24 protein-coding genes and 2 tRNA genes are annotated in these 26,129 nt (G+C 60.1%); 9 read left to right on the top strand and 17 right to left on the bottom strand.

Features of this window, described 5'->3' with window-relative positions; all coding sequences use genetic code 11:
* Positions 1-440 precede the first annotated feature (440 nt).
* The 4 genes from rlmB to RUH64_RS16400 all read right to left on the bottom strand — a co-directional run bounded on the left by rlmB (position 441) and on the right by RUH64_RS16400 (position 4,739).
* A complete protein-coding gene (rlmB, locus tag RUH64_RS16415) occupies positions 441-1,385 on the bottom strand; it encodes a 23S rRNA (guanosine(2251)-2'-O)-methyltransferase RlmB (RefSeq protein ID WP_313814833.1) in 945 nt (314 codons plus the stop codon).
* A 26-nt stretch (positions 1,386-1,411) separates the two neighbouring features.
* Positions 1,412-2,863 (bottom strand): cysteine--tRNA ligase, encoded by a 1,452-nt coding sequence (gene cysS / locus RUH64_RS16410; protein ID WP_313814832.1) that lies wholly within the window; start codon positions 2,861-2,863, stop codon positions 1,412-1,414.
* Between the two features lie 57 nt (positions 2,864-2,920).
* Complete coding sequence (gene ispD, locus RUH64_RS16405; protein ID WP_313814831.1) at positions 2,921-4,156, bottom strand: 2-C-methyl-D-erythritol 4-phosphate cytidylyltransferase; 1,236 nt, start codon at positions 4,154-4,156, stop codon at positions 2,921-2,923.
* Positions 4,157-4,253: 97 nt separating this feature from the next.
* A complete protein-coding gene (locus tag RUH64_RS16400; protein ID WP_022877089.1) occupies positions 4,254-4,739 on the bottom strand; it encodes a CarD family transcriptional regulator in 486 nt (161 codons plus the stop codon).
* 351 nt (positions 4,740-5,090) lie between these two features.
* Between RUH64_RS16400 and RUH64_RS16395 the strand changes: the two genes are divergently transcribed.
* Positions 5,091-5,624 (top strand): hypothetical protein, encoded by a 534-nt coding sequence (locus RUH64_RS16395; protein ID WP_313814827.1) that lies wholly within the window; start codon positions 5,091-5,093, stop codon positions 5,622-5,624.
* 81 nt (positions 5,625-5,705) lie between these two features.
* Here RUH64_RS16395 and RUH64_RS16390 read toward each other — a convergent pair whose 3' ends face one another.
* On the bottom strand, positions 5,706-6,386 hold the full coding sequence (locus RUH64_RS16390; RefSeq protein WP_313814826.1) for a response regulator transcription factor: 681 nt from the start codon (positions 6,384-6,386) through the stop codon (positions 5,706-5,708).
* Positions 6,383-7,597 (bottom strand): ATP-binding protein, encoded by a 1,215-nt coding sequence (locus tag RUH64_RS16385; RefSeq protein ID WP_313814824.1) that lies wholly within the window; start codon positions 7,595-7,597, stop codon positions 6,383-6,385. The genes RUH64_RS16390 and RUH64_RS16385 overlap by 4 nt, the downstream gene beginning before the upstream one ends.
* Before the next feature lie 191 nt (positions 7,598-7,788).
* Between RUH64_RS16385 and phoU the strand changes: the two genes are divergently transcribed.
* Complete coding sequence (gene phoU / locus RUH64_RS16380) at positions 7,789-8,442, top strand: phosphate signaling complex protein PhoU (protein WP_313814822.1); 654 nt, start codon at positions 7,789-7,791, stop codon at positions 8,440-8,442.
* A 99-nt stretch (positions 8,443-8,541) separates the two neighbouring features.
* Here the strand turns inward: phoU and RUH64_RS16375 are convergent, their stop codons facing one another.
* The 5 genes from RUH64_RS16375 to RUH64_RS16355 all read right to left on the bottom strand — a co-directional run bounded on the left by RUH64_RS16375 (position 8,542) and on the right by RUH64_RS16355 (position 12,313).
* Positions 8,542-9,270, bottom strand: a complete 729-nt coding sequence (locus RUH64_RS16375) for an SDR family oxidoreductase (RefSeq protein WP_313814821.1) — start codon at positions 9,268-9,270, stop codon at positions 8,542-8,544.
* A gap of 134 nt (positions 9,271-9,404) precedes the next feature.
* Positions 9,405-9,707, bottom strand: coding sequence for a DUF4193 domain-containing protein (locus tag RUH64_RS16370; protein WP_141367254.1), 303 nt, complete (start codon positions 9,705-9,707; stop codon positions 9,405-9,407).
* A gap of 197 nt (positions 9,708-9,904) precedes the next feature.
* Positions 9,905-10,651 (bottom strand): phosphoglyceromutase, encoded by a 747-nt coding sequence (locus RUH64_RS16365; protein ID WP_313814818.1) that lies wholly within the window; start codon positions 10,649-10,651, stop codon positions 9,905-9,907.
* A gap of 123 nt (positions 10,652-10,774) precedes the next feature.
* On the bottom strand, positions 10,775-11,086 hold the full coding sequence (locus tag RUH64_RS16360; protein WP_313814816.1) for a DUF2516 family protein: 312 nt from the start codon (positions 11,084-11,086) through the stop codon (positions 10,775-10,777).
* 69 nt (positions 11,087-11,155) lie between these two features.
* Entirely contained in the window at positions 11,156-12,313 is a 1,158-nt protein-coding gene (locus RUH64_RS16355) for an aminotransferase class I/II-fold pyridoxal phosphate-dependent enzyme (RefSeq protein WP_313814814.1), read from the bottom strand.
* Between the two features lie 112 nt (positions 12,314-12,425).
* Here RUH64_RS16355 and tmk point away from each other — a divergent pair, with 112 nt between their 5' ends.
* The 4 genes from tmk to RUH64_RS16335 all read left to right on the top strand — a co-directional run bounded on the left by tmk (position 12,426) and on the right by RUH64_RS16335 (position 15,959).
* On the top strand, positions 12,426-13,079 hold the full coding sequence (tmk, locus tag RUH64_RS16350) for a dTMP kinase (protein WP_313814810.1): 654 nt from the start codon (positions 12,426-12,428) through the stop codon (positions 13,077-13,079).
* Positions 13,079-14,230 carry a DNA polymerase III subunit delta' gene (locus RUH64_RS16345; protein WP_313814809.1) on the top strand — a complete coding sequence of 384 codons (1,152 nt, stop codon included), beginning with the start codon at positions 13,079-13,081 and terminating at the stop codon, positions 14,228-14,230. Before tmk ends, RUH64_RS16345 begins: the two co-directional genes overlap by 1 nt.
* Positions 14,231-14,278: 48 nt before the next feature.
* Positions 14,279-15,805: an alpha/beta hydrolase gene (locus RUH64_RS16340; RefSeq protein ID WP_313814808.1), complete on the top strand. Its 1,527-nt coding sequence runs from the start codon at positions 14,279-14,281 to the stop codon at positions 15,803-15,805.
* 82 nt (positions 15,806-15,887) lie between these two features.
* Positions 15,888-15,959, top strand: a tRNA-Thr gene (locus RUH64_RS16335).
* Positions 15,960-16,021: 62 nt separating this feature from the next.
* Here RUH64_RS16335 and RUH64_RS16330 read toward each other — a convergent pair.
* Both RUH64_RS16330 and RUH64_RS16325 read right to left on the bottom strand, forming a co-directional pair.
* Positions 16,022-16,864: an aldo/keto reductase gene (locus RUH64_RS16330; RefSeq protein WP_313814806.1), complete on the bottom strand. Its 843-nt coding sequence runs from the start codon at positions 16,862-16,864 to the stop codon at positions 16,022-16,024.
* A gap of 64 nt (positions 16,865-16,928) precedes the next feature.
* On the bottom strand, positions 16,929-17,378 hold the full coding sequence (locus tag RUH64_RS16325) for a hypothetical protein (RefSeq protein ID WP_313814804.1): 450 nt from the start codon (positions 17,376-17,378) through the stop codon (positions 16,929-16,931).
* Between the two features lie 182 nt (positions 17,379-17,560).
* On the opposite strand from RUH64_RS16325, the gene RUH64_RS16320 reads away from it, so the two are divergent.
* Positions 17,561-18,034 carry a GNAT family N-acetyltransferase gene (locus RUH64_RS16320; RefSeq protein ID WP_313814803.1) on the top strand — a complete coding sequence of 158 codons (474 nt, stop codon included), beginning with the start codon at positions 17,561-17,563 and terminating at the stop codon, positions 18,032-18,034.
* Between the two features lie 56 nt (positions 18,035-18,090).
* Here the strand turns inward: RUH64_RS16320 and RUH64_RS16315 are convergent, their stop codons facing one another.
* The 3 genes from RUH64_RS16315 to RUH64_RS16305 form a co-directional block, all read right to left on the bottom strand.
* Complete coding sequence (locus tag RUH64_RS16315; protein WP_313814802.1) at positions 18,091-18,282, bottom strand: YbdD/YjiX family protein; 192 nt, start codon at positions 18,280-18,282, stop codon at positions 18,091-18,093.
* 2 nt (positions 18,283-18,284) lie between these two features.
* On the bottom strand, positions 18,285-20,519 hold the full coding sequence (locus RUH64_RS16310; protein ID WP_313814800.1) for a carbon starvation CstA family protein: 2,235 nt from the start codon (positions 20,517-20,519) through the stop codon (positions 18,285-18,287).
* Positions 20,520-20,630: 111 nt separating this feature from the next.
* Entirely contained in the window at positions 20,631-21,608 is a 978-nt protein-coding gene (locus RUH64_RS16305; RefSeq protein ID WP_313814835.1) for an NAD(P)H-quinone oxidoreductase, read from the bottom strand.
* 62 nt (positions 21,609-21,670) lie between these two features.
* On the opposite strand from RUH64_RS16305, the gene RUH64_RS16300 reads away from it, so the two are divergent.
* Positions 21,671-21,758: transfer RNA gene (locus RUH64_RS16300), tRNA-Ser, on the top strand.
* 112 nt (positions 21,759-21,870) lie between these two features.
* Here the strand turns inward: RUH64_RS16300 and RUH64_RS16295 are convergent.
* A complete protein-coding gene (locus tag RUH64_RS16295; protein WP_313814799.1) occupies positions 21,871-23,895 on the bottom strand; it encodes an FAD/NAD(P)-binding protein in 2,025 nt (674 codons plus the stop codon).
* A gap of 56 nt (positions 23,896-23,951) precedes the next feature.
* Here RUH64_RS16295 and RUH64_RS16290 point away from each other — a divergent pair, with 56 nt between their 5' ends.
* Positions 23,952-26,042, top strand: a complete 2,091-nt coding sequence (locus tag RUH64_RS16290; protein ID WP_313814798.1) for a prolyl oligopeptidase family serine peptidase — start codon at positions 23,952-23,954, stop codon at positions 26,040-26,042.
* Positions 26,043-26,129 lie beyond the last annotated feature (87 nt).

Genomic DNA, 26,129 nt, shown 5'->3' with positions numbered 1-26,129 from the left:
AATAATTTGGTATCAACAAACTTGGCACACTATTGAGTTCTCAAACAACAAACACCCTCGACACCACAACCAAACACCAACTGTTTGACTGCTTCGCTCCGGAGCAACTTTTCAAGCCTACCACCAAGCTGACCAGTGTCAACTCGACGTTTCCGACTTGTTCGCTTCGCTGTTACTTTCAACCGTTTCGGTTGCTCCGTAGCAGCGGCGCGAGATAAAACTTTACACGGACCGCACCCCAACACCAAATCGGCCAGTAGCCGTCCCGGAACAGGGTAAATTCCCCGTAAATACGGGAAAAATCAACGCCTCCGGTGTTCCTTTCGCTCAAAAACAACGAAAATTAGTTGATATGAAGCGGATCACAAAGTCCAAAGGGCTGCAACCGACGCACGATACCGTGCGGGTTACAGCCCTTTGACTCTCAATATACGGGGGTCTTACTTGCCCTGTTCAGCGCGCAAACGAGAAACCTCGTAAAGCGAAATTCCCACTGCCATGGATGCGTTCAACGATTCCATCGCCGAGTTGATCGGGATCGAAACGATGGCGTCGCAGTTTTCGCGAACGAGACGGGAAAGTCCCTTGCCCTCGGAACCGACCACGATGCACAGCGGACCGGTGGCAAGCTCGAAGTTCGGCAGCTGCATATCTCCTCCGGCGTCCAAGCCGATCACGAAGATGCCCGCAGCCTTGATTTCCTTCAGCGCGCTGGTGAGGTTGTTGCACTTGGCAACCGGCACGCGTACTGCTGCACCGGCGCTGGTCTTCCACGCCGAAGCAGTCATGCCGACGCTTCGGCGCTCCGGGATGATCACACCGTTCGCGCCGAATGCCGATGCCGAACGGACGATGGCACCGAGGTTGCGCGGATCGGTGATGCCGTCGAGCGCGAGCAGCAACGGCTGGGTCTTGGTGTAACCCTTTTCGTAGTCCTTGATGGACTTGGTGGCCAGCTGGACTGCGTCCTTGTACTCGTATGGCGGGATCTGCAGGGCTAGGCCCTGGTGGATCGCGTCGTCGGTCATGCGATCCAGCTCTGGGCGCGAAGCTTCCATCAGCGGAATGCCCAGTTCAGCGGCGAGCTTCAGGGATTCGCGGACGCGGTCGTCGACGTCGATGCGGATGGCGACGTGCAGCGCCTTGGCAGGGATGCCCGCGCGCAATGCCTCCACCACGGAGTTGCGGCCGGTGACGAATTCTGCATTGACGCGGATGCGCTCGGTGCGGTTCGGGGTGCGCTTGGCAGCCGAACGCTCGGCCAGCTGCTTGTTGCGGTAAGCCTTGTGGTACGGGCGGTCTTCAGCCTTCGGGGTCGGGCCCTTGCCCTCGAGGGAACGTCGTCCCTTACCGCCACTGCCCTTGGTTGGGCCCTTCTTGCTCATCTAGGTTTCCTTTGTTTTGAAGTCTTTTAGTTGTTCAGCGTCCAGCGGGCGCCGTCTGCGGAATCAAGCACCGTGATGCCGGCGGAGGCCAGGGCGTCGCGGATGGCATCCGAGCGGGCCCAGTCCTTGGCGGCGCGGGCCTCCGCGCGTTCGTTCAGCTGCGCCTGGATCAAGATGTCCAGCACCTTTGACTCGACGCTGGCTACGGCGGCGCCGTCCGCGACCGCATCGTCCAGTCCCAGAACGCGGGTCATGGCCAGCACCTGGCCCAGCGCCTCGGCCACCGCCCCATCCTCATGGGCATCCAGCGACGCGTTGCCGCGGCGCACGGTGTCATGCAGCGAGGCCAGCGCCATCGGCACATTGAGGTCATCGTCCATGGCGGTGCCGAAGGCCTCTGGCACATGGGTCGCGGTGATGACATCCGCCGCGGCGCCCAGCCGGTAGCGGGCGTTGGAGATGAAGGTGTCGATGCGCTCCACCGCTGCCCCCGCCTCGGTCAGCGAGTCTGGGCGGTAGTCCAGCATCGAACGGTACTGCGCCTGGCCCAGGAAGTAGCGGACCACGCGGGCGTCGGCCAATTCGAGCATTTCGGCCGGCGAAATGGTGTTGCCGATGGACTTGGACATCTTTTCACCCTCAAAGGTGACCATGCCGTTGTGCATCCAATAGTTGGCGAATCCATGGCCGGCAGCTGCCGACTGCGCCAGCTCGTTCTCGTGGTGCGGGAAGCGCAGGTCCAGGCCGCCGCCGTGGATGTCGAAGTGGGTGCCCAGGTACTTGCTGGCCATGGCCGAGCACTCCAGGTGCCAGCCCGGGCGTCCGCGTCCCCAGGGGCTCGGCCAGGAGGCGGTGATCGGGTCGCTGTCCTTGTGCCCCTTCCACAGGGCGAAGTCGCGCGGGTCGCGCTTGCCGCGCGGATCCGCGTCGGTGGCAGCCTGCATGTCATCGATGTTCTGACGGGTCAGCGCGCCATAGGCGGCGAAGGAGCGCACGTCGAAGTACACGTCGCCCGAGTCATCGGTGGCCGGGTAGGCGTGGCCGCGTTCGATCAGCGTGGAAATCAGTTCGTGCATCTCGGTGATGTGCCCGGTAGCGCGCGGTTCATAGGTAGGGCGGCGCACGCCCAGGGCAGCATAGGCCTTGGCGAATTCGTTCTCGAAGCGGTAGGCCAGCGAGAACCATTCTTCTCGCGGCGTGTAGTGCTCATCGGCGGTGAAGTCCGGCGCGAAGGAGTTCGCCGACTTCTCCAAGATCTTGTCGTCGATGTCGGTGACGTTGCGGACGGTGGTCACCGCGAACCCGCGGTATTCAAGCCAGCGCACCAGGACGTCGAAGACGATGGCGCTGCGCACATGACCCACGTGCGGCATGCCCTGCACGGTAGCGCCGCAGTAGTACAGCTTCACTTGGCCTTCGTTCAGCGGCTGGAAGTCACGTACGGACGCGGATTTGGTGTCATAGAATCGCAAGCTCACGGATTAAAGGTTATCCGAAGTACGCCCCATCTGTACGCCTTAAGAGACGAATCCCAATCAACGCTGATACACCAGCGCGGTGGCGTAGGCGGTGATGCCCTCCCCCGCCCCTTCGTAGCCCAGCCCGTCGCTGGTGGTGGCGGTCACCGACACCGGGGCCCCGGCGGCTTCGCTCAGCACCGCGTTGGCTTCTTCACGCCGTGCACCGAAGCGGGGGCGGCGGCCGACGAACTGCACCGCGACATTCCCGATCTCAAAACCTGCCTCGCGCACCAGCCGGGCAGCTTCTGCCAGCAGGCGCACCCCGCTGGCGCCGGCGAACTCGGGGCGGTCCACCCCGAAGTGAGTGCCCAAATCCCCGATGCCGCTGGCGGAGAAGAGCGCATCGCAGGCCGCATGAGCCACCGCGTCGCCGTCTGAATGACCGGAGAGCCCGATGTCATCGGGGAAATGCAGACCAGCCAGCCACATGGCACGGGCAGGGTCTTCGCTGACCGCATGGACGTCGATGCCTGTGCCGACACGGGGAATGATCACGCCTTGTTCTTCCTTCGATGCAGTAGTTGGTGTAGTTGCCGCTGCGAGTTCTTCGGCAGTGCGCAGGTCATCGGGCCTAGTGACCTTCAGTGCCTGTTGCGATCCGGGGATGACATAGACCTCGGTGCCCGCCGCCCGCACGATCGACGCGTCGTCGGTGACTGCTTCAAGTTGTTCCTCGCTGAGCGTGTCAAGTGCCGCATGGGCCTGGCGCAGGGTTGGCGCGGTGAAGCCCTGCGGCGTTTGCACGGCCCGCAGGGTCGAGCGCGCAGGGGTGCTGTGCACCACTTCGCCTGCCCCTTGCTCGGCGGAGTCCACCACGCAGATGGTGTCGGTGACCTCCAACGCCGGAATCGCCGCAGTGCAGCCGGGGCTGTCCAGCTGCTGCAGGACGCGTTCGAAAAGCTGTGCGGGGGCGAAGGCGCGGGCTGCATCGTGGACCAGAATTTTCGTCGCCCGCTGATCTACAAGTTGCAGGCCGGCACGCACCGATGCAGCCCGGCTGGAGCCACCCGGCGTGAAGCGCAGGGCAAAGGGGTAGTTGGCCAGCGAAGCTTCCAGCCGCCGGTCGTTCGGCGGGGTGACGACGACGACGTCATCGATCCCCGGGGCCGAGAGGATGCGGTCAAGCGCATGTTCGGCCAGGGACTTGCCCGCGACCTGCACCAGCGCCTTGGGTACTCCGGCCCCCAGCCGGGTGCCCATCCCCGCGGCTACAAGGATCACCGATGCATAGTGTTGTTTCGCTTCGCTCACGCATCACAGCTTATCGTGCTCAAAGTTTCTGCCGGTTAAATGCCAAGCCGCGGTGCGCTTCAACGCGCCCCGCGGCTTGAACAAGAAATTTATAGATCTAGGCGGAGGCCAAAACCTCGTCCAACAGGCCCTCGGCCTTGGTTTCATCCAGGTCCTTGGCCAGAGCCAATTCGCTGATCAGCACCTGACGCGCCTTGGCCAGCATGCGCTTCTCACCGGCTGACAGGCCACGGTCGTTCTCACGACGCCATAGGTCGCGAACGACCTCGGCAACCTTAATGACATCACCGGAAGCGAGCTTCTCAACGTTTGCCTTGTAACGGCGCGACCAGTTGGTCGGCTCTTCGGTGAATTCAGCACGAAGGACGTCGAACACATGGTCCAAGCCCTCCTGACCTACCACGTCACGCACGCCAACCAGATCAACGTTCTCGGCAGGAACCTCGATCGTCAGGTCTCCCTGAGCAACCTTGAGCTTGAGATACATTTTCTCTTCGCCCTTGATCTTGCGCATCTTGATCTCTTCGATCATTGCAGCGCCGTGGTGCGGGTAGACAACAGTCTCGCCAACCTCAAAAACCATGTGGATAAACCCCTTTCCCGCCTTCCAGTCTACCACGCACCGCGGGTGATGCCGGTCAAGTGTGCCCCATATAACCGCGAAATCATGCGGAATTCCCTCTTCCAAACGCGGGAGAAACGTGGTATGAAAATAGAGTGCACATTGCCGACCGCCCCTTTCCCGCCGGCGGAAACTTGTCTACAAGTTGTCGAAAAGCGTGTGTTGCACGTCGCTAAATCACGTGTTTGCCCGAAAAACCGCTAGGCTTAGAGGTGATCGCGGCCTCGGAGCTCCTTGCCCTTGTAGCAGGACAGGCGTTGCAAGTAGCCGCGAACCCAAGCAACTCATTATTCTCACCGAGGAGTTAGTGTCGTGATCACCGCACGCATGACCGCTGGACGCCGCATTGCCGCGTCCCTCGCTGTGGCAGCCCTGGCATTCGGTGTCACCAGCTGTGGCGCCATCAACGAGCAGGCCACCACCACCAACTACGCAGCCAGCGATGGCATCAATCTCAACGTCGCCGACGCAGAGGTCCGCAACCTGATGTTCATCACGAACGAAGAGGGCACCGACGCGCGCCTGATCGGCACCGTGGTCAACTCGGGCAAGGCGCCGATCAGCCTGGCGATCAAGGCTGAAAGCGCAGCACCGGTCACCGTGAAGGTTCCAGCCAATGGCGAAATCCGCTTGGAAGACGACGCTAACAAGACCGTGATCACCAACCTGGGCGTCAAGCCAGGCGAGCACGCTGAAACTACCTTCACCACCGAAGGCAGCACCGAAAACTTCTCCGTTCCAGTCAACGACGGAACCCTGGCCGAGTACCGCGCCTTCGTTCCAGGCGGCGACGACGGAACCGCCACCGAGCACCTGAAGCCAAGCCCGGCTACCTCCGGCCACTAAGCTTCACAGCAGCTCAAAGCCCCGATTCCCTGCCAGGGAATCGGGGCTTTCGCGTATCTGCCGCCAGGGCGGCAACGGCGCTTAGGCGACGAACTTATAGCCCAGGCCGCGTACCGTCACCAGCAGTTCGGGAGCCGCAGGGTCGCCTTCGATCTTGGAGCGCAGGCGTTTGACATGTACGTCCAGGGTTTTGGTGTCCCCCACATAGTCGCTGCCCCATACCCTATCGATCAACTGCCCGCGGGTGAGCACCCGCCCCGCATTGCGCAGCAGCATCTCAAGCAGCTCGAATTCCTTCAGCGGCATCGACACCTCGGAGTTGTTGACCGAGACAATATGCCGTTCAACGTCCATGCGCACCGGACCGGCCGTGACCACATTGCTGATCAATTCCTCGACCTCGCCCTGGCGGCGAAGCACCGCACGGATGCGAGCCAACAGCTCGCGCGACGAGTAGGGCTTGGTGACATAGTCATCCGCACCAAGCTCCAGCCCAACAACCTTGTCGATCTCCGAGTCCTTGGCGGTGAGCATGATGACCGGCACCTGGCTGGTGGCGCGGATCTGCCGAATCACCTCGGTGCCCGGCTGGCCAGGGAGCATCAGGTCAAGCAGCACCAGGTCCGCACCGTGGCGCTCGAACTCGGTCACCGCCACAATCCCGTCGTCGGCAACCCTGACCTCAAAGCCTTCGCGCTCGAGCAGATAGGACAGCGGGTCTGAGAGCGATTCCTCGTCCTCGACGATCAAGATGCGGGTCATCGGCGTCCTCCTTCACGGTTTTCCGCCGTTGCGGCAACCGCTTGTTTCTTCTTCATATCCGTGGCCGGCTCGATCGCAAGAGCCGGTTCTTCATCCATCATGGGAAGTCTGAGTGTGAATGTTGATCCCTGCCCGGGCTGCGACCAGAGCGTCACCTCGCCGCCGTGGTTGGCCAGCACGTGCTTGACGATGCTCAGCCCCAGCCCGGTGCCTCCGGTTTGGCGTGAACGCGCGGCGTCCACCCGGTAGAAGCGTTCAAAGATGCGCTCCTGGTCCTCGGCCGAGATGCCGGGCCCCTGATCGGTCACCGAAATCTGGGCGTAGCCGTCGCGCTGGCGCACGCCCACCCCGACGGTGGTGTTCGGCGGCGAATAGCGGATCGCATTGTCGATCAGGTTGCGCAGCGCTGTCATCAGCAGATCGGGGTCGCCGTGCAGGGTGTCCTTCAATTCTCCGCCCACGGACACCGTGATGCCCTTTTCCTCGGCCAACAGCTTATTGCGGTCGACCGCCTCGGCGATCACCGTATCAAGCGTGAACTCCCGGCCGTGGGAAATGACATCGCTGGATTGCAGGCGCGATAGTTCGATGATGTCTTGAACCAGCGCCGCCAGGCGTCTTGACTCCTTGCCCATGCGGGTAGAGAAGCGCAGCACCGCCTGCGGGTCGTCGGCTGCTTCGCTGATGGCTTCGGCCAGCAGCGAGATGGCGCCCACCGGGGTCTTCAGCTCGTGGGAGACATTGGCGACGAAGTCATTGCGCATCGCCTCGGTGCGGGTGATTTCGGTGCGGTCGTCCGCCAGCAGCAGGATGTACTCATCCCCCAGCGGCGCCACGCGCACATGGACGATCAGCTGTCCGGCCCCGAGGGTTGCCCGCTGCAGCTCATACTGGCTTTCGGCGATGACCCCGTCGGCGCGCACCTGGCGCACCAGGGACAGCAGCTCATCGTGGACCAGGGTATGACCGCGGACCAGCCCATAGGCGTAGGAGGCGGGATTGGCGCGCACCACCCCGTCGACGTCGTCGAGTATCACGAAGGCACGGCCGATCACGGAGAGCACCGCGGCGGCTCCCTCCGGCAGCACCGGTTCGTCGACCTGCGGCAGACGGGCGGCGCGGCGCTGCGAAATCCTGAAGGCCACAACACCGACGATTCCCAGCGCAAGGCCGAGTACACCGGCGATCAGGGCCGAAATAACTTCGTTCACATCATTAGACTATCTGTGATTGACCGCGCCGCCGGCCCAACAAGGCGTGAAAACAGCCAATTCGATCAGCTGTTCACCAAACGTTCACCTTTCTGGGAATATTCGTTAATCACCCGCTGACATTCTGGACTCAGACCCTCCGCCATGCCCAAAAACATGGTCAACTTCCGAACCCTTGAAAGGGAAAGCACGTGCGCAAAGTATTTCAGGCAGACCTGCAGCAGATCGGCGAAGAGCTGATCGAGATGGCCAACCGCGTGGCCACCGCCATGGACCGGGCCTGGGACTCGCTGTCCAATGCCGACGTAGAGCTGGCGCAGGAGGTCATCGCCGCCGACGCAAAGATCGACTTCATGCAGAACCAGCTCGATGAGCGCGCCATCGATACACTGGCCCTGCAGGGACCGGTGGCCTCCGACCTGCGCATGATCGTCGGCTCGCTGCGCATGAGCGCATCGCTGGAGCGCATGGGAGACCTGGCGCGCCACCTGGCACAGCTGACCCGCCTGCGCTTCCCGCGCCGCGCACTGCCCTCCGAAATCTCCGGGACCTTCTCCGAGATGGCGCAGATCGACATCCAGATCGCCAAGGCAGTGGCCGAGCTGCTGGACACCCGCGATCTGAAGATCGCCCGAGACATCATCGAGCTGAACCACAAGCTGGACCGCCTGCATGCTAGCGTCTTCACCCAGGTGGCCGACGAGTCTTGGTCCGCCAACGCACCGACCACCGTCGACGTTTCGCTGACCAGCCGCTACCTTGAGCGCTTTGGCGACCACGGTGTTTCGGTGGCCCGCAAGGTCACCTACCTGGTCACCGGCGAATGGGACCCTTCCGAGGTCTAAGCCCGCACAGCGTGAACTGCGCCGCCGGCACCCAGCCACATGCTGGGCGCCGGCGGCGCATCGTTTAACTCGCGGAAACTTAGTGGTGCAGGGACAGCGCTACAGGCCGCCCGCGACGCGGATCGTAGCTCCCGTGGTGTAGGAGGCCTCTTCGGAGAGCAGCCAGTTCACGGCCCCCGCGATGTCGGCAGGGTCCCCGGGCCGGCCCAGGGGAATTGCGCCGGCAACCTTTGCCGGGCGCTGCGGATCTTGATGGAAGTCAGTCCACACGGTACCGGGCTCGACGCAGTTCACTCGGATGCCGGAATCGGCAAGTTCTTTTGAAAGCCCCACGGCCAGGGCAGCGGTTCCAGCCTTGGCGGCGGCATAGTGGACATAGGTCCCCGGGCTTCCGATGGTTGCGGCGGCTGAGCCAATGAGCACCAGTGACCCCTTGGTACCGGCTAGATACGGGATCGCCGCGCGGGCCGTGAGCACCGGCCCCAGGAGGTTGACCTCCAGGTCGCGGCGGATCTGTTCTGGATCCAGTTCGGCGAGGTGGCCCACCGCCTCCACCGCCCCAGCCGAGGCAACGACGCCGGTCAACGGTCCAAGCGCTTCACCGGCCCTGAAGAACTCGGCCAGCTGCCTGGCATCCGTAATGTCGACGCGGGCCGTCACCGCCCTCCGCCCCAGAGATCTCACACGTTCGGCTGCTGCTTCGGCGGCTCCGTGGTCGCTGCGGTAGCCGATGAGCACATCGTGTCCCGCGGCGGCCACGCGGTCCACGATAGCGGCGCCGATGCCTCGCGCTCCCCCGGTCACCGCTATCACTGTTGTAGATTGCATGCGCCAATACTATCCGTGCCCGGTGAGACTACGGCTGCGCGAACCGGTGTTAAAAGACTGCAGGGGCCGCTCGCTATGAGCAGCCCCTGCAGGCCGTGTGGTGCGCAAGCGCAGGACACGGTACTAATTCAGTTTTAGCCTTCGCACTCGACGCAGAAACCTACGCCATTGTCTTCACGAACCAGCTGCGAACGGTGGCGGATCAGGAAGCACGAACCACAAATGAATTCGTCATCCTTCTGCGGAATGACCGTAACGGTCAGTTCCTCGTTGGACAGGTCTGCACCAGGCAGATCCATGCCGTCGGTGTGGTCGGCCTCGTCGAGCTCGCGCACCACGGACTTGGCGTCTGGTGCGTTAGCGGACTTGACCGCATCCAAAGAAGCCTTACGCGCCTCAGCGACGTCCGGGCGGACTTCGTCGTAATCAGTTGCCACGAATTGCATTCCTAACGTGAGCCATTGAGCCTATTCGAAATAGGAGATTACAGCATACTAATGCCAAAAATACAATCCTGCGCTATGGTTTCGCTCACAGCCGGATACTTTATGGCAACCTGCTGTTTAACTAGACCGGCGGCGCATTCACCACCACGGCCAAAGCCGTGGGAGGATGCGCCGCCGAAAAGCGTGGTTTACTTGCGACCTTGGTTCGCAACCGCCTTGATTGCCTCGGCTGCCGCCTCTGGATCAAGGTAGGTACCGCCGACGGTGATCGGCTGGAAGTTGTCGTCCAGTTCATATACCAGCGGAATGCCGGTTGGGATGTTCAGGCCGGCGATGGCTTCGTCGCTGATGTTGTCCAGGTGCTTGACCAGTGCACGCAGCGAGTTGCCGTGGGCGGTGACCATCACGGTCTTGCCGGCTGACAGGTCTGCCTTGATGTTGTTTTCCCAGTACGGCAGAAGGCGCTCAAGCACGTCCTTGAGGCATTCGGTGCGCGGGGCCGAGTCGCCGAGCGCTGCGTAACGCTCGTCGCCGATCTGGCTGTACTCGGAATCATCGGCCAGTGCAGGCGGCGGGGTGTCGTAGCTGCGGCGCCACTGCATGAACTGGTCTTCACCGAATTCTGCCAGGGTCTGGGCCTTGTCCTTGCCCTGCAGGGCACCGTAGTGGCGCTCGTTCAGTCGCCAGTCGCGGTTGACCGGAATCCACGAACGCCCGGCGGACTCAAGCGCCAGGTTCGCGGTGACGATGGCACGGGTCAGCAGCGAGGTATGCAGCACCTCTGGCTTGTATCCGGCTTCAGCCAGCAGCTTACCGCCGCGTACAGCTTCTGCACGGCCCTTTTCGGTCAGCGATACGTCGTACCAGCCGGTGAAAAGGTTCTTTTCGTTCCATTCGCTCTGTCCATGGCGAAGCAAGATCAAAGTGTGACTCATACTTCTTATCTTATCCAATGCCTTAGATTTCCAGATCAGAAGATAACCTCAATCACAAAACCCGGGTCGGTGCGCTACGCGCACGAACCCGGGTTTTGGAAGTTTGAAGCCTCAGAACAGCTGTTAGTAGCCGTACCATCCGCCCTTGCCGCTGACCGCTGGCTTAACATCTGCGAGGTAGACGCAGACAATGCAAGCGGCGATCAGCTGGAGGATGCCGCCGCTGATGCTGAGCATGGACAACAGCGCCACCGCGGTGCTGGCAACCGTCAGCCCTGTCCAAAACCCCTTGGTCCGCTTTCCTTCTTGAATGAAGCGATCCGCCGGGTGGCGCAGGCAATCAATGAGCGCCCACACGGCGAGCGCCACAATGGCCAGCCCCAGGGCGAAGAGCATGTAGTACTCGATCATCTGTGCCATTTTCATGAACTGCATGCCTTTACCTTACCTTTGTCCACCAGCGGCGGAACGCTATGCCACGCGCTGTGCGATTCGGGAACGAAGCTAAATTTGGTCCAGTGCGTTCGACAGGTCCCGCCAGAGATCTTCTACGGCTTCGATGCCCACGGACAGGCGGATCAGGTTCGTTGGGACCGTGGCTGGCTCCGAGGCGTGGCGTGCACGTCGTTCGGCCAGTGTTTCAACGCCTCCCAGGGACGTGGCGCCGGTGATGAGCCCGAATTTTTCGATGACAGCATCAGCAGCCGCCTCGCTGTCTCCGGCTTCAAAGGCGATCACCGAGCCGAAGCCATTCATGAGCTTCTGCGCCCGCGCATGTCCCGGATCGCCGGGCAGGCCCGGGTAGCGTACGCCGCTGACCGCTGGATGCTGAGACAGGCGTTCGGCCAGGACCTGGGCGTTGGACTGCGATCGTTCTAGGCGCACCGATAGCGTTCGCACCCCGCGCAGGGCCAGGAAGACGTCCATGGGAGATGCGATGGCGCCGTGCAGGGTGCGGTAGCCGTGGATCCTGCTGTGCAGCGTTTCGTCGCTGGTGGCCACCGCTCCGAGGATCACGTCCGAGTGCCCCGAGAGGTACTTGGTCACCGAGTGCACCACGACGTCGGCCCCAAGTGTGAGTGGACGCTGCAGCAAGGGCGTGGCGAAGGTGTTGTCGACGATGCTCAGCGCGTTGTGCTGTTTGGCCGCGGCGAGCAGCACCGGAAGGTCGGCTACTTCAAGCATGGGGTTGGTAGGCGACTCAACCCAGAGGACATCGGCGCCTTCCAGGGCCGCATCCACCTCCTCGGTGTTGGCGATATCCACCGGCCGCACGCTCAGCCGACCCGCATCGGCAAGTTCCTTGCTCAGGCTCAGCGAGCCGTTGTAGGAGTGGCTAGGCATGACCAGCACGCCTCCCGCCGGAACCAGCTGCAGCGCCGCGGCGATGGCAGCCATCCCGGAGGAGAACACCAGGGCAGGGAGCTGTGCTTCCTCCAGTTGACCCAGCACCTCTTCAAACGGGTCCCAGGTGGGATTCGAGAAGCGGGCGTAGACCTTCTCGCCGGGCGCCGCGATCCCCTGCGAATGGAATGTCGAGGTAAACGTCACCGGGTGGTTCACCGCTGCGTCGACGCCGTGGGCGGGGCGTCCGCCCGCGACGAGCAGTGTTTGGGGATCCCATGCGGTTGCCGGCTGCGAAGGTTCAAGAGGGTTGGTCATAGGCTCCAGCGTACGCCCGGAAATTCCGGGTGCCTCCCAGCGTTTCACTTCATTGCGGCCGATGCCCGGGTGTTGACAAGCTACGTTCAGGACGGTTCGTTAGGCTAGTGGGGTGAGTATCGATTCCCCTGTCCCCGCGCGCGGCCTGTTCATTGTCTTTGAAGGCGGCGACGGTGCTGGCAAGTCAACCCAGGTGCAGCGCACCAAATCCTGGCTGGAGGACCGCGGCGCGCATGTCCTGACGACCCGCGAACCCGGCGGCACGCAGATCAGCGAGGAACTTCGCGCACTGGTGTTGGATCATGGGCACGGTGAAGTCGATGCGCGCACCGAGGCGCTGATGTATGCGGCGGCCCGCGCCGCCCACGTACAGCAGGTCATCGTTCCTGCCCTGGACGCCGGAACCCATGTCATCTGCGACCGTTTTGTCGATTCCTCCCTTGCCTATCAGGGCGTCGGCCGCGGGTTGGGCATTGATGAGGTAGCCGCGATCAACAATTTCGCCACCGGAGGCCTGGTACCGGACGCCACGGTGCTGCTTGATATTTCGGCGGCCGACGGCCGCGCGCGCCGCATTGCAGCCAGCGGAGGAGTTGAAGAATCCGACCGTCTGGAATCCGAGCCCGATGAATTCCATGAACGCATCCGCAATGCGTTCCACGACCTCGCCGCGCGGGCACCCCAGCGCTACCTGGTCATCGATGCCACCGACAGCGTGGAGGCATTGCAGGCACAGATCATCGAGCGCCTGGCAGGGCTGCTGTAATGCGTCCGGTCTTTGCCGAACTTGCAGGCCAGCAACGGGTCATCAACACCCTGACCGAACAGGTCGACCAGGGCGAGCCCACCCACGCATGGCTCTTCACAGGTCCACCTGGCTCCGGACGCACCACCGCTGCCCGCGCCTTCGCAGCCGCCCTGCAGTGCACGCAGACCCCAGCCGGTTGCGGGCAGTGCCCCACCTGCCAGGCGGTGATCAGCGGCAAGCATCCCGATGTCTCGTTCGTCTCCACGCAGAAGTTCGAATACCAGGTCAAAGACGTCCGTGAGATCATCACTCAGGCACAGGACAAGGCGTCGCAGGCCCGCTGGCGCATCATCATCATTGAAGACGCCGACCGGATGACCGAACGCAGCGGCAACGTGATGCTCAAGGCCATCGAAGAACCGCCGGCGAATATGATCTGGATTCTCTGCGCGCCCTCCCCCGCAGACGTTCTTGTGACGATCCGCTCGCGCTGCCGTGCGGTGAACCTTTCCATTCCCGCCACCGACGAGGTGGCCCAACTGCTGGTGCGCCGCGACGGTCTGGATCCCGAACTTGCACGTTTTGCGGCGCGCGCCTCACAGTCGCACATCGGTGTGGCCCGGATGCTGGCCAAGGATGAGGCGGCCCGGGCGCAGCGCGAGAACGTCGTCAACCTGCCGCTGCGGGTCACCACCCTGCCCAAGGCGATGCAGGCGGCAGCGGATATTGCCAAGCTTTCTGCCGAGCGCACCGAGCAGATCACCGGAACCGACCTGCAGCTCAAGGTTTCCGAGCTGCGCCGTGCCAACGGCCTGAGTGAAGAAGAGAACATCCCGCCGGGTCTGCGCGGACAGTTCAAGGAGCTGGAAGAGAACGCCAAACGCTTTGCCCGGCGTGCGAGCTTCGACGCCATCGACCGCACGCTCACGGACCTGACCACATTCTTCCGCGATGTCCTGACCCTGCAGTTGAAAACCAACACCGAGCTGGTCAACGAACACCTGCGCGAGAAGCTGACGCACTATGCGGCGGGGCAGACCAAGGAGAAAACGGTGTCCCAGATCGACGCCATCGACCAGGCCCGCAAGCGCATCGCTTCAAACGTCAATCAACTCATGGCGCTTGAAGCGCTGATGACCCGACTGCTGCAGAACCCCGGCAAGCGGTAGCACCGGGCGGACATGCATCCCAGCCGTACTTCCAAGGAGAAAACCATAGTGCCCGTACGCCCAACCCTGTTCCGATTCTCGGCACTGGCAGCCGCGCTCGCCCTGGGGCTCAGCTCCTGCAGCTCCACGCCTACGGACCAGAATGCCGAAGCCTCGGCCAGCGCAACGGTGCAGGCTGCCGAGAATCCGCAGCTGGCCAAGTACTACTCTCAGGAATTGGACTGGAAGAAGTGCGGGAGCACCATTGAATGCGCCAGCATCGAGGTGCCGTTGAACTACGACGAACCGGAGAAGGACAGCATCAAACTGGCCTTGAACCGCCGTGCCGCCGCGGGGGCCCAGGGCAACCTGTTGGTCAACCCGGGAGGACCGGGAGGCTCCGGCATCGATCTGGTCACCCAGGGTGCACAGGTCATGTTCAGCAACGATCTGCAACGCGCCTACAACATCATCGGCTTCGACCCGCGCGGCGTGGGCCAGAGCACCCCCGTCACCTGTCAGACCGACAAGGAGGTCGACGAGGGCCGACAGGAGAACCTCAAGGCCTGGGAGGAATCCGACCGCGGCGACATCGTGGAGGACGCCAAGGAATACGCCGATGCCTGCGCCAAAAACACCGGCGAGCTGTTGGGCCACGTAGACACCGAATCTGCGGCAAAAGACATGGACATCATCCGCGCCGTACTGGGCGATGACAAGCTCGACTACCTGGGCTATTCCTACGGCACCTTCCTCGGCGCCACCTACGCAGACCTCTTCCCGGACAGGGTGGGCCGGCTGGTCCTGGACGGGGCCATGGACCCCACCGCAAGCGGCGAGGAACTCACCCTCGCACAGGCACAGGGCTTTGAAGGTGAAATCGACGCGTGGTTGGAAGACTGCCTTGCTGGCGAGAATTGCCCCTTCACCGGCAGCGTCGATGAAGCCAAGAAACAGCTTCAGGACTTCTTTGCCGAAATCGAGCAGAAACCGTTGGTTTCCTCCGACGGACGTTCTGTACCGATCATTGACTTCGTCAGCGGCTTCATCCTTCCGCTTTACGACGATGCGAACTGGCCGTACCTGACCAATGCCATGGCCGAGGCGATGGACGGCAACGTCGATCAGATGCTGTACTTCTCCGACCTGAGCGCCGACCGCGGCGAAGATGGAAAGTACAACTCCAATTCCATGGACGTTCTAACCGCGGTGAATTGCCTTGACCGTCCGATGGATGCCAGCGACGCTGCCATGGACAAGGACGCCGCAGACCTTGAGAAAGCTTCGCCGACCCTGGGCAAGTACCTGGCCTACGGACAGATCGTCTGCGATGAATGGGACTACCCGTCCACCGGCCAGCCTGAGGTCCTCGACGCCGCCGGTTCCTCCGACATCCTGGTAGTTGGCACCACCGGCGACCCGGCCACCCCTTACAAGTGGTCTCAGTCGCTGGCCGAGCAGTTGGATCACGGCAACCTGCTGACCTACGAAGGCCACGGCCACACCGCCTATGGGCGTTCCAACCAATGCATCACCGATGCTGTCGACAGCTACCTCATCGATGGCAAGGTCCCTGCCGAAGGTACGGTCTGCTAAATTCTGCGCTTCATGAGCCAGTCGTTTTGACGTTCTGAGTTCTACTTAGATAAAGTTACGGGGTGCCTGTTAGCAGGTACAGGCCTCCTTAGCTCAGGGGTAGAGCAGCTCCCTCGTAAAGAGCAGGTCGCCGGTTCAAATCCGGCAGGGGGCTCGATGGGAAGAAAAGACCCTTGGTTTCTAATAAAACCAAGGGTCTTTTCGCTTTAAGTGTGTCTAGGCGAAGTCGGCGGTCGCTGGGTCTGCTGCGATGCGTCCTTCTGGGCCGCGGTCCAGAGTAGCGATGGCTGCCAGATCTTCGTCGTCCAACGTGACGTTCAGCGATGCAAAGTTCTCAACGATGCGCGAGTCGGTTACCGACTTCGGGATCACCACGTTGCCCAGAGCCAGGTGCCAAGCGATGACAACCTGAGCCACCGAAGCGTTGTGCTTCTCGGCGATCTTTACCAGCACCGGGTCGGTCAGCAGATCGCCGCCCTGCCCCAATGGGGACCAGGACTCGTGCAGGATGCCGTGCTCCGCCTCATAGGCGCGCAGTTCAGCCTGTGGGAAGTATGGGTGGGTTTCGACCTGGTTGATCACCGGACGCACACCGGTCTCTGCGTAGAGTTCTTCCAGTGCCTCAACGGTGAAGTTGCAGACGCCGATTGACTTGGCCTTGCCGTCCTTCTGAAGCTGGATCAGGGCCTTCCACGTGTCCACGTAGGTGCCGCGCTTTGGCTGCAGCCAGTGGATCAGGTACAGATCAACGTAGTCAAGACCCAGACGCTCAAGTGATTCGTCGGCCGCGAGCAGGGTTTTCTCGTACCCCTGGTCGGCGTTCCATACCTTGGTGGTGATGAAAAGTTCGTCGCGGGGAACATCGGAGGCCGCAATGGCGCGGCCTACGCCCTCTTCGTTGCCGTAGATGCGGGCGGTGTCGATGTGGCGGTAGCCTGCATCAATCGCCTTGCCCACCACGATTTCGGCTTCTGCGTCCGGCACCTGCCACACGCCATAGCCAAGCTGGTCGATGGAATTTCCGTCATGGAACTTAAGTTCTGGAACAGTTTGGGTCATGCAACCAATCTAATACATACCGCAAGCGCGACGTGTCTTCCGCCACGGAAATGGTAAGGCTTCGTTACTTGAGTTCAGAGAGAACCCTCACCGCTGTCTCAAGGTCTTCCTTAACGATCCGGGTGCGGTGTTCAACGGCTGCCACGTCAATCGGCCCACCCGCTTCAGCTTGCATGCGCATCATGGCGATAACTTGTGCAGTAGTCGCCAAATCATTGGCCGACTTGGTCAATGCACGATGCACTCTTGCGGTTGCGGCGGGGATGACTTCATCGTCGCTCGGGGTCAGTGCCTGCGCGTCGGCACACAATTGGCGCACGGTCGGCAACAACTCGGCCATCTCATTCGCCGGAACTACCAACTGGTTGTAAATATCATTGTCACCGATGCCCTCAAGTACCTGAAATACCCGGTCCATAGAACGAGTAAATCGGTCATGAGCTCGGCGCCATACGCCTTCGCCCAGCTCGCGGTTTGCTGCACGCTGTGCCCGCAAACGTGAAAAGAATGCCATCAGACTACTTTGCCGCTTGTTGTTACATCGATCAGCATTAAGCGTACCGGCCAGTCCCGTATTTCCGCACAGTATTTGACTCAAGGTTGTGTGATGGCTCGGAATAATTATCCAGATCAACGCATCGGGGTCCAGCTGTCATCAATATCAGCTTGCCTAGTGAGGATAGATAGCATCATGACATGTTGATTCCCCAACGTGCGACATTTCCAGATCTCAACGAGATCGCTCAATTCCTTCAAGATTCTGACCTGACCGTCAGTGGGCTAGACTCTCCAGGCACCCACCTGTGGACCGTTAGAGAAGCAGGGACGAAGCGAGTTATCGCACTGACCGGATTTGAGCTCAGCTCCGATGGAAGCAATGCGCTCATCCGCAGTGTTGCCGTTGATCCGAGGTATCGTGGCAACGGCTACGGGCTGTATTTGGCGCAGTATGCGTTGAACAGCGCACGAGAGTCCGGAGCCAGCAGGGCATGGCTATTTAGCCGAAGATCCGGCGGTTTTTGGCAGAAGCTGGGTTTTACTTCGGCGACAGTCCAAGAACTTGCTTCGGCGCTGGAGTCAACCCACCAGGTAGAACTGTTCACCAACTCGGGCCAGATTTCTTACGAAGTGGCATGGACCCGCTCCCTAGTATCCACTGAGGTTCATTAAAAGGTGTGAGCGAGGTTCCCGCAGCAGGGAACCTCGCTCATCGCTTTAGCACGGTGTTAGCAGCAGCGTCCTTGTGGATTCTTGTCCTGCCAATCCGAGTAGTCTTTCCAGAACTCCTTTTCGGACATCACAGGCTGTCCCGGATGAACACGAGCTTGGTGTTCCAGATAGTGCTGGTATTTATCCGCACCAAGGACACCGTCGACAAACCTTTTTGCCGAGCTCAGCTTTTCACGCAAACTAGCCACGGCTAGTGACCGCCTCGTTGAATCTGCTGCTCGGGAGGTACCGTCTTCCACTGGGCTGCCAATTCCTTCTCCGCAGGAGTTGAAATTATGCCAGCCGGTGCGTAGATCTTTGATGGAATCGCAGGATCTTCGGTATCTTTCCCGCCGCCGTTGATCTTGGCTTTGATGGTTACGACAATCGCGGAGGTCACTACCACTGCGGTCAGGATCAGGAAGATAACAGAAAGCCATCCCTGCACGCCGGTATTGCGCACCACAGCTTCCATTGCTTCAACTGTCTTGGCGGAAGCGAAAGAGGTTTCGCCGTTCTCCAGGGCAGCCTTGAATGCGTTGTGGTTGGCGAAGTAGCCGACCTTCACATCGGTGGAGAAGATCTTCTGCCAGCTGGCCACGAAGGTGACCACCACTGCGAAGGCCAGCGGTAGCACCACAACCCACAAATACTTGAAGAGATTGCGCTTCGCCATAATCGCCATGACCACCGCCAATGCAATGGCTGCCAGCAGCTGGTTGGCGATGCCGAACAGCGGGAAGAAGGTGTTAATGCCACCGAGCGGATCGGTGACGCCGAGGATCAGGATATATCCCCAACCCGCCACCATGATTGCCGTACACAACCAAACACCTGGACGCCACGAGTTGTCCTTGAACTTCGGAATGAAGTTGCCGATGGTGTCCTGCAGCATGAAGCGAGCCACGCGGGTACCAGCATCAACCGCGGTAAGGATAAACAGCGCCTCGAACATGATGGCGAAGTGGTACCAGAATCCCATCATCGCGGTTCCGCCGAACCACTGGTGCATGATGTGGGCAATGCCCACCGCCAGGGTTGGGGCGCCGCCGGTGCGGGAGATGATCGATTCTTCGCCAACGTTGTTTGCCAGTTCGCTCAAGGTGCTGGCATCCACGTTCACGCCGCTCAGACCCAGAGAGTTCACGAATGCTACCGCGGTTTCCACGGTGCCCCCGGTGGCTGCGGTTGAGGCGTTCATGGCAAAGTACACGCCGCGGTCGATGGAGATCGCAGCGACCAGGGCCATGATGGCAACCATAGATTCCATCAGCATGCCGCCATATCCGAGGAAACGGGTCTGCTTTTCCTTCTCCACCAGCTTCGGGGTGGTACCCGAAGAGATCAATGCATGGAATCCGGAAAGGGCACCACAGGCGATCGTCACAAAGAGGAACGGGAAGATATTGCCGGCAACCACGGGCCCGTCGCTGCGCGAGGCGAACTCAGAAACTGCTGGAACACTGATGTCCGGGTGAACAACCAGGATCGCCACCGCCAGCAGGCCGATCACGCCGATCTTCATGAAGGTTGACAGGTAATCGCGGGGAGCCAACAGCAGCCATACTGGCAGCACAGCCGCAACGAATCCGTAACCGATGATGGCCCAGGCGATGGTGGTGCGGTCAAGGTGGAAAAGCTCAGCACCCCACGGCGACTCGGCAATCCAGCGTCCGGAAATGATGGCAAACATCAGCAGCACGAAGCCAATGATGGAAACTTCCAGAACCTTGCCTGGGCGGATGAAACGCAGATAAATTCCCATGAACAGTGCGATCGGGATGGTCAGGCCGACCGAGTACACGCCCCACGCAGATTCGCCCAGTGCGTTCACGACGACCAGCGCCAAGATCGCGGTAATGATGATCATGATCGCCAGGGTTGCGATCAGGGCTGCTGTTCCGCCGATCAATCCCAGCTCTTCGCGGGCCATCTGGCCTAGAGAGCGTCCGCCGCGTCGCATGGAGAAGAACAGGACCAGGTAGTCCTGCACCGCTCCGGCGAGCACCACGCCGACAATGATCCAAATGGTTCCCGGGAGATAACCCATCTGAGCCGCAAGGATGGGGCCCACCAGCGGTCCTGCGCCGGCAATCGCAGCGAAGTGATGGCCGAATAGTACTCGCCGGTCGGTTGGCACATAGTCTCGGCCGTTGTTGATGCTTTCGGCGGGAGTCGCACGGAAGTCATCCGGCTTGGTGATGTTGCGTTCGATGAACTTTGAATAGAAGCGGTAACCAATCAGGTAGGTTGCCACCGAAGCAAAGACGAACCACACCGCGTTAATTGTTTCACCGCGAGAAAACGCAAGCATGGACCAGGCAATACCGCCGATCAGCGCAATGGCTACCCATACGATGACGCGCACGGGGGTCCAACGCTTTTCTTCCTGCTTGGCGATCTCCGGATCTACACCTGCCGGGGGCAACGTGTTCTGGGTACTCATTGAAGAGCAACCTCCTTGGAAGATACAGGTGATGCACGTGACCAGCGCCTATGGCGCCAGTCACGAAATTTGTATTACCTAGTCACCATACGCCGTTGGCCTGCGTGATTTTCAAACCTCAACGATGATTTTCCCAGTATGAACACCGGAGTCGAAGTACTCATGCGCCTCTTGAAGCTGCGAAAAATCGAAGATCCGGTGTACGTTGACCGCAAGTTCGTGCGCCTCAATCATCGGTAGGATCCGTTCGTTCGTTTCCGCCACGATTGCAGCTTTCTGCTCCAGCGGTCGGGCGCGCAACGTGGTCCCAATGATGCGGATCCGTTTGGCTAGCAGGAGGCCCATGTTCAGTTCAGCCTTCGTTCCGCCTTGAAGTCCGATCACTACGAGCCGGCCCTCTACGGCGAGCGCCTTGACGTTGAGATCGAGGTATTTTGCTCCAACGACATCCAAGATCACGTCGACCCCGCGCCCCTCGGTCAGCTCCTTGAGCCGCGCGAGCACATCTTGCTCCTTGTAGTTGATGCCAGCATCAGCTCCCAGGTCTAGGCAGTAGTCCAGTTTCGCCTGCGATGACGCAGTCACGATGACGGTGGCGCCCGCTGCCTTGGCGAGCTGAATCGCCATGGAGCCGATGCCGCCGGCACCTCCATGGATCAGCACGCGCTGTCCCGCAGCCAGCTTTCCTTCAATGAAGAGGTTGGATACCACCGTGGCGCTAACCTCCGGCAGTGCGGCGGCTTCTGCGAATGACAGTCGATCGGGAATTCGGAATAGTAGTTCGGTGGCGACGTTGACGTACTGTGCATACCCTCCGCCGGCAAGAAGTGCTGCGACCCTGTCCCCGACTTTCCAGCCTTGCACGGCATTCCCGACTGCCTCGATGGTACCGGCAACTTCCAACCCCGGGATATCGCTGGCACCCGGTGGTGGAGGGTAAACGCCCTTGCGCTGTTGCACATCAGCCCGGTTCAGACCGAACGCAGCTACCTTAATCAGCACCTCGCCATCTAGTACAACTGGAACTTCGCGCTGTTCTTCTCGGATGACTTCTGGGCCCCCGGACCCGTCGTAGATATAGGCCTTCATCACGTTGTTCATAGGTACCGATTCCTGTCTTGGGCAGTTCATGCCGTATACTTTTTCGGGTTGGATGGTTGTCCGAGCGGCCGAAGGAGCTGGTCTTGAAAACCAGTAGGCGGCAACCCCGTCTCATGGGTTCAAATCCCATACCATCCGCGATATTGAAAAGCTCTGCTTCTTCGCTAGTGAAGAAGCAGAGCTTTTCTCTTTGCCTTCATTGCAGCCTAAGGGCCCCGGATATTATTCCCGATTCGCGGTGCAGTGGTTTCTAGCCGGAGCTGCTCATTCCCAATTCAAGTTCACTGTAGGGCAGGCCGATCATTCGTGCGATCTCGTTGACAACCATCTGAGCATCTTTCAAGGTTCGAGAAGCCGGGTTGGAGATGTCACCTGCCTGAGCCGCGATGGCGGTGCCCCATTGGACCGACGAAAGCTGCAGCCCCAAAACGAAAATGCCTCGATGCGCCAACCCTTCCGCGTTCACCAGTCGGTAGGGTTCACCGACTACGTCGAATCCTGAGCCCGGAAGGGTGTCGCCTTCTGCGTTGTTCCAGCTATGTACACGAGCAACATGTTCTGCCAGTAGTTGGATCATAAGCTCGGAATTGTTTTGCTTGACCCTGTTGGCGGGCATCATCGCTTCGCAAAGGATGGTGGCCGTGTGCACCTCTGAATCAACCCACGGAGACGCTGCAGTGAAATGGCCGTTGACTTCATCAAAACTAAACTCGGGTTCTGGTCCGATGAAGGTGACCAGACCAGCACGGGACAGGGCCAGGAGCTGTTCGATGCGTTCCAGCGGCGGACCGGATGAAAGTCCCTCGACCAGCGGCTCGAAATGCGCCTGCACTTCTTCGATCCTGGACTGCTCCTCAAGAACTCCGTTGGCGACTAGGTCTTTGATAACCATCCGGCCAAGATTCATCGTCATGATTGCTCGAGACAGTGGGTCGTCCAGCCCCAACGCACTGTGCTGTGCATTGTCTTCCAGGTATTCTCGGACGGCTTCTTGATATTCCTCATTGGAGCTGAATCCACGCTGATCAAATGGCTTGGCCAGCGCCGGTACGTCCAACCAGGTCAGCTGTGGGAATTGGGCGATGTATTCGCGCAATTTGCCCAGCCACACCTGATTTCCCTCGTGATGTTCGGCGTCGAGGATTTCTTCAAGACCTGTCAGGAAGTCGGATAGGGAAATCTCCCACTGCTGCGCACAGACCACCGCACATTGGCGGTAATAGGCAAGCAGGATGTCCCGGTGAAGGCTTGGCCAGATGTGCCGTGAGAAGATCAACGCCGCGTCGGGATTCCCGGAGCGAGCTTCAGCCAGTCTGCCGGTAAGTTCATCAGCATCGAAATAATGCAGGGTGATTTCTGCAGGGATGAACTGATCGACCACCGGTTTGCCCCAATAGGGAGTTCCACGACGAGAGGCGACAATTAATTCTGGTTCTCGGCCGGAGGCAACATACTCGAATCGGTGTCCTGGTTCAACCGATGTTTCACGGAACAATCCTCCGCGGCCTATTGTCAGTTCAGCCATCCCGTCAAAGAAATTCAGGCCTAAACCACGGACCAGTGCAGGTTCACCTGCAATGAATTGTGTGTAGTCAAGATCGGCTGGAACATTTGGGGGCAGATACGTGGCGCCGGCATTCTGCGCCGAGCGCTGCAATTGTTTCTGCCACGGGTTCAGTTCAGCGTTTTGATGTCCCACTGCGAGGACGACTGAATCGACGACGAGTGCGGATTCGGCCCCTGGCTTCTGCCCGATCTTGCGATATTCCACTTGATATCCACTGTTCAGCGGGCGTACGGCAACCACTTCAGCCGGCACGTATTTCACCGCGAAATTCGGGTGGTTGTTCAATGCCTGTACGCAGCGGTCATATACGTGTTCCAAGTATTCGCCATATAGTGCCCGCGACGGATAGGTACCGTCCTGCACGGCACGTAGCTCAGCGGCATGGGCATCGCTCATGAGCTTCCCATCACCGTGAGCTGCAGCGAACTGTCTGAAGCTCAGCCCAATCTCGTCGGCTTGGCGTTCCGGGGCCACCGTAGGAAATGAAGCAGGGGTATTCATCAGAAAATTCTGCGACTGATGAGGATTCCACACGTGGCCAGCACCGGGACGATAAGGATCAAACACCGTGACATGCACATCTACTGCCGATTCACCGAGCTTGTGAGCAAGCGAGGCAAGGCGTTCAACTACGCTCGTCCCACGCGGGCCAGCGCCGACAATAGCGAGGTTGAATTCTGTCCGCAGGTTTTCCGTCAATGTGCTCACCTATCTAGATTAATACCTTTGACCTGAGTCACGTCCACGGAGCTTAGACTTTGAGCATGACTGAACGCTCCACTACTTCCCCCGTGACCAATGATCCGTATACCTGGTTGGAAGGAACCTACGACGAACAAGCCGTTGCCTGGGCCAGAGATCAGTCCGAACGCACCGAATCCGAGCTCTATGATGACGAGTTTGAACTCAGCGTCCAGCGGATCAAGACAGTACTCGACGCACAGGACCGCATTCCTATGGTGACCAAGCGCGGCGACTACTATTACAACTTCTGGCGGGATGCAGAACATCGCCTGGGACTTTGGCGCCGCACAACATGGGAGTCCTACATTTCCGACGCACCGCAATGGCAGGTCCTTTTAGATCTGGATGCCTACGCGCAGCAGGAAAGCCATGAATGGCATTTCGCCGGATCGCAGTTGCTGCGCCCTGCCGAAGGAGAAGCCCACAAGCGTGCATTGCTGCGGTTGAGCCCCGATGGCGGTGACCAGGTCCGAATCCGCGAGTTCGATCTTGAAACCCTGACTTTCTTAGACGGCGGATTCGATCTACCCGTGGCCAAAACCGACGTGTCGTGGATAGATTCCGACACGTTATTGGTCGGATCGGCAACAACCGAGGAGAACACCACGCGTTCCACGTACGCAAGTACCACGCAGAAACTTGTGCGTGGCCAAGAATTAGCCGACGCAGAAGTAATTTTCCGTGTCGACCAAACCCACGTGGCAGCGTTCGCCTATTATGATTCGACGCCTGGATTCGAACGCATCGTCACTACCGATGCACTGGATTTCTACAACTCACGCGTGGGAGTCATCCTCGAGGAAAAACATCACGAAATCGATGTTCCAACCGATGTCCAGGTACGCCTGCACCGCCAGTGGCTGTTGCTTGCGCCACAAACAGACTGGACTCATCAGGGTCAGCTATTTCCTGCTGGCTCTTTGGTGCTGGCGCAACTCGATGCCTTCCTTGCTGGGGGCCTAATTGAAAAAGTTGTCTTCACCCCGGATGAAAGTTCCTCACTTGAGTCACTGACCTTCACCGCGAATTATCTACTGTTGACCGTGTTGCAAGATGTTGCATCCGAGGTCCGCGTAATTGAGTTGAACAATAATTTTGCACAGTCCGTTCTTCCACTTCAGGACCGAATGCTCAGCGTCTCCGTGGGAGCGGTTGACGACGAAGATGAGGATTCCGGCGATGACTATTGGATGACGGTCACCGGCTTCACCACTCCTACAACCCTGTTGCGCGGAACCGTCGGCGGTGCGCCTCGTGAGATCAAAAAGTCTCCAGAACGCTTCGACGCTGCTGGTTTAGATGTCACCCAGCATTTTGCGGCTTCAAAGGACGGTACCCGCGTTCCGTATTTCCAAGTCTCGGTCAAGGACCTTGAGCTTGATGGACAGAACCCCGTGCTCATGGACGGTTACGGCGGATTCCAGCACAGTATGACCCCTGGCTATGCACCCGCAATGGGAGCGGGCTGGCTTTCGCGGATCTCTGAGGCTGGCCGCCGCCCCGTGTACGTCATGACAAATATCCGAGGCGGCGGTGAATACGGTCCTCGCTGGCATCGTGCAGCGTTGCGCGAGAACCGCCACCGCGCCTACGAAGACTTCGCCGCAATTGCAGAGGACCTAGTCGCCCGCGGTGTCACTAGCCGCAAGCATCTTGCAGCCACGGGACGGTCGAACGGCGGCCTGTTGATGGGCAATATGATTGCCGGTTTCCCGCAGCTTTTTGGCGCAATCTCCTGCGGCGTCCCGCTTTTGGATATGCAACGATACACTCAGCTTGCCGCTGGTCATTCGTGGATTGCAGAGTATGGTGATCCGGAGATCCCTGAAGATTGGCAGTTCCTTCGTACCTTCTCCCCCGTGCATCGGCTCACCGATCAGCCTCATCCGATCGATGACTATCCGGCGGCGCTGATCTGGACGACAACTTCTGACGATCGAGTGGGACCGTCCCAAGCACGTATCATGGCCGCCAAGATGATGGACCTTGGCGTCGGTAACGTGCGTTACCACGAGCCTGAGGGAGGCGGCCATGCGGGAGCTACCGATAATGAATCCACAGCCCGGATGTTGGCCACCAGCTACGAATTCCTCTGGCGACAGGTCAGTTAGTACCCTCGTTTTGGAACACTCGGCATTCTTCAGGTAGGCTTAATCCTGCTGGAAACAGCGGATGGACACGTGCCAGAGCGGCCGAAT

It is taken from the genome of Glutamicibacter sp., assembly GCF_032154645.1.
In the GTDB taxonomy this organism is placed as follows: Bacteria; Actinomycetota; Actinomycetes; order Actinomycetales; family Micrococcaceae; genus Glutamicibacter.
Note: the sequence above shows the minus strand (reverse complement) of the source record. Positions and strands in the feature narration are given on the sequence as shown.